The sequence below is a fragment of the Ciceribacter ferrooxidans genome (assembly GCF_004137355.1).
Classification (GTDB): Bacteria; Pseudomonadota; Alphaproteobacteria; order Rhizobiales; family Rhizobiaceae; genus Allorhizobium; species Allorhizobium ferrooxidans.
This window is the reverse complement of record NZ_SDVB01000002.1, coordinates 1-259: the sequence shown is the minus strand read 5'-3', so window position 1 is coordinate 259 and position 259 is coordinate 1. Positions and strand designations below refer to the sequence as shown.

Below are 259 nucleotides of genomic sequence, written 5' to 3'. Positions count from 1 at the left end.
AAAGCAGACGGAGCAGATCTCGCTTTTGTCACAGTGCGACTTGTGGACAATAATGGCTTAACGGTTCCGAGATCGAAGAACAGAATTCGTTTTGATCTCTCTGGTCCAGGAGAAATTATTGCGGTTGATAATGGCGACGCGACAAATCTTGAATCGTTCCAGTTGAAAGAGCGCAACGCATACAACGGACTGGCGCTGGTAATTGTACGAACGTTGAAAGGAAAGCCTGGTGTAATCGATGTCGTTGCCGAATCGGATG

Annotated in this window: 1 protein-coding gene; it reads left to right on the top strand. The window is 47.1% G+C overall.

Annotated features, from left to right (window positions below; genetic code table 11):
- A partial coding sequence (locus EUU22_RS25070) for a hypothetical protein (RefSeq protein WP_165351005.1) occupies nt 1-259 on the top strand: 259 nt, incomplete at both ends.